Genomic DNA, 2,091 nt, shown 5'->3' with positions numbered 1-2,091 from the left:
GGTGTCGGCGGGGTCGTCCGGCGGCACGTCGTGCAGTTCGGGCTCGTAGTGGTCCATCCGGCTCGTGGCCGGAGCGCTGCTGCTCGATGCCGCCGGCCCCGAGCCGAGCTGGCTCTTCTTCGGCTGGAGCACCCGGGCCGAGTGACCCGGCTTTCGTGGCTCGGTGTCGTGGAGATCCACGGCACCGGGCCACCCTCGCGTTGTGGTCACTGCGAGTCGTCGTCGACGCTCTCCAGTGCGGGGGGCGCCTGCCATTTCAGGGTGTCCAACGGCCGCGGCAGGCGCTGGGCCGAGCCGGGCACGGGCGTCATCACGGCGGATGCCTCGTCGCTGAACAAGGCGACGGGCATGCCCGAAGTGTGGGCGGGCGCGGGTGCTGCCGTGCCTGATGTCTTCGTGGTGGTCATCTGCTCCCCTGATTCGTCGCGGGCCATGCCCGCTTGAAGGCCGGCACAGGGGCCGGCTGCGAAAGCGTACCCAGATTCGAAACTATGGTCCGAGAGGATTTCCCGGGCCGTGCCCGCAGGTCAGGCTCGCTTCGCTGCTGATCGGCTGCAAGGCGGCGCTCCGCCCTGCAGCGGCGCCGCGGGCACACGTTCGCCGTCTCGGCCTTCCGGATCCGCCGCGCCCCCGGCCCGTTGCCCTGACCGCTCGCCCGCCGCCACACGGGCAGCACCTGAGTACGGCAAGACCGGTCACAGCGGCCGCCGCATCTCGTACAACCAGCCTGTCCCGGCCCTGCCAGTGCCCGAGAGCGACCCGGCGCTCTTGCCGACGGCATGGGTCATCTCGTCCAGGAGCAGCACGGACGGCTTGAGCGGAGCCAAGACGACGTCCACGGCCGGTCCTCGATCACGGACCGCTGCGCCAGTTGTTGGAACTCTTCGTGGCCGCGATGGTCGGCCCGAAGCTGGTCCTCGTCCATGGACACAGTCATCCGATGGGACCGCGGGGACAGCCACCACACCTGTGCGACGACTGCAAGGCCCGGGCGCTCGAAGCGGAGCGGCAGACAGAACAGGCCGAACGCGAGCGCCAGGAGCAGGAGCACCAGGAGGAGGCGCAGGCCTCGAAGGCCGGCGGCTGGCTCGGACGCTGGCGCAACTAACCCGGGCAAGCCCTCGTTGTCGGTGACGGCTGCGAGCCTGGAGGGCATGGACAGCGACGATGAGCAGCTGCTGCGCGGCCGGATCTACGGCACCGACCACGACCACCCGGGCCCGAAACCGGGACGCAGCTACGCCGAACTGGTCGGCGGGCCGCTGGACGGATTGCTGCTCGACATCACCAACTGGAGGCCGGAGGAGATCGACGACGGCGTCTCCCTCCTCACCGAGCTCGGGCAGTTCGGCCCCGGCGGCCGGGCGCTGTACGACCCGCGCCCCGGCGACCCGGCCCGCTGGGACTGGGGCGGCGACAGCCCCTGACCACGACCCGACCATGAGTCGCCAGCACCGCGTCCAGCCCCGACCACGGCTGGTCAGCGCAGAGCGGGGATCTCCCTTCTGGCGCCTTCACCCGACCGCCTAGGGTCCGGAGCATGGCCACCCTCGACGCGGTGCTGGCGGCGCTGAGATCCAGCAGCACGGCCCAAACGCTTCCCCAATCTCCTGAAGCTGCGGTTGATCGCGCAGGCTCTGGTGGCCACCACGCAGGGCAGGGAGTTGCCCGGTTCCGTGCGTGCTCAGGTGATGGCGGCCGTGGACGCGGTCTGCGGCGGGGAGCGGCCGGTCGGCCGTGCTTCCCGTACGGACGGGTAGCTAGTTGAGTGGCGGCTGGGGATGCGGCGGTGTGCCTGGGGAGGTCAGCGTCGCATCCCCACGATGTGGCCGCATGGGAAGTCCGGGGGCGGTCACCCGGCTGGTGCGAGGTTAGAAAGCAGCCTCGAAGGGCCCTGCGCCGCGTGCGGGGGCCCGCACCCTTTTCCGGCGTTGTGGCCGTGTCGCTTCCGGGGCCGTGTGCGTTGAGGGGTGTGACGCGTCGCGTTCTGCGTGTCGGCGGTCTGACGTCTGCACTCCTCTCCCCGCCGCGGGTCAGGCCGCGCCCTTCGGCAGAACCGGCCGGTTCAGGGCGGCCCCGGGACGTCATGGC

5 protein-coding genes are annotated in these 2,091 nt (G+C 71.2%); 2 read left to right on the top strand and 3 right to left on the bottom strand.

Annotated elements, in window-relative coordinates:
- The 3 genes from ABZ281_RS47125 to ABZ281_RS47115 all read right to left on the bottom strand — a co-directional run.
- Positions 1-180 (bottom strand): hypothetical protein (locus tag ABZ281_RS47125; protein ID WP_356664744.1); only part of this gene is annotated, 180 nt, incomplete at its 3' end.
- Between the two features lie 26 nt (positions 181-206).
- A complete protein-coding gene (locus ABZ281_RS47120; RefSeq protein ID WP_356664742.1) occupies positions 207-350 on the bottom strand; it encodes a hypothetical protein in 144 nt (47 codons plus the stop codon).
- A gap of 345 nt (positions 351-695) precedes the next feature.
- Positions 696-839 (bottom strand): hypothetical protein, encoded by a 144-nt coding sequence (locus ABZ281_RS47115; RefSeq protein ID WP_356664741.1) that lies wholly within the window; start codon positions 837-839, stop codon positions 696-698.
- Positions 840-940: 101 nt separating this feature from the next.
- On the opposite strand from ABZ281_RS47115, the gene ABZ281_RS47110 reads away from it, so the two are divergent.
- Together ABZ281_RS47110 and ABZ281_RS47105 are read left to right on the top strand one after the other, a co-directional pair.
- A complete protein-coding gene (locus ABZ281_RS47110; protein ID WP_356664740.1) occupies positions 941-1,108 on the top strand; it encodes a hypothetical protein in 168 nt (55 codons plus the stop codon).
- A 46-nt stretch (positions 1,109-1,154) separates the two neighbouring features.
- Positions 1,155-1,427, top strand: a complete 273-nt coding sequence (locus ABZ281_RS47105; RefSeq protein WP_356664738.1) for a hypothetical protein — start codon at positions 1,155-1,157, stop codon at positions 1,425-1,427.
- Positions 1,428-2,091 lie beyond the last annotated feature (664 nt).

The organism is Streptomyces sp. NPDC006265 (assembly GCF_040613555.1).
In the GTDB taxonomy this organism is placed as follows: domain Bacteria; phylum Actinomycetota; class Actinomycetes; order Streptomycetales; family Streptomycetaceae; genus Streptomyces.
The sequence above is the reverse complement of the archived record's forward strand: the minus strand, read 5'-3'. Positions and strand labels throughout refer to the sequence as shown.

What these genes read in the sequence shown, in the direction of transcription:
- ABZ281_RS47110 (WP_356664740.1), top strand. Translation starts at nt 941, where the DNA reads ATGGGACCGCGGGGACAGCCACCACACCTGTGCGACGACTGCAAGGCC.
- ABZ281_RS47105 (WP_356664738.1), top strand. Translation starts at nt 1,155, where the DNA reads ATGGACAGCGACGATGAGCAGCTGCTGCGCGGCCGGATCTACGGCACC.
- ABZ281_RS47120 (WP_356664742.1), bottom strand. Translation starts at nt 350, where the DNA reads ATGCCCGTCGCCTTGTTCAGCGACGAGGCATCCGCCGTGATGACGCCC.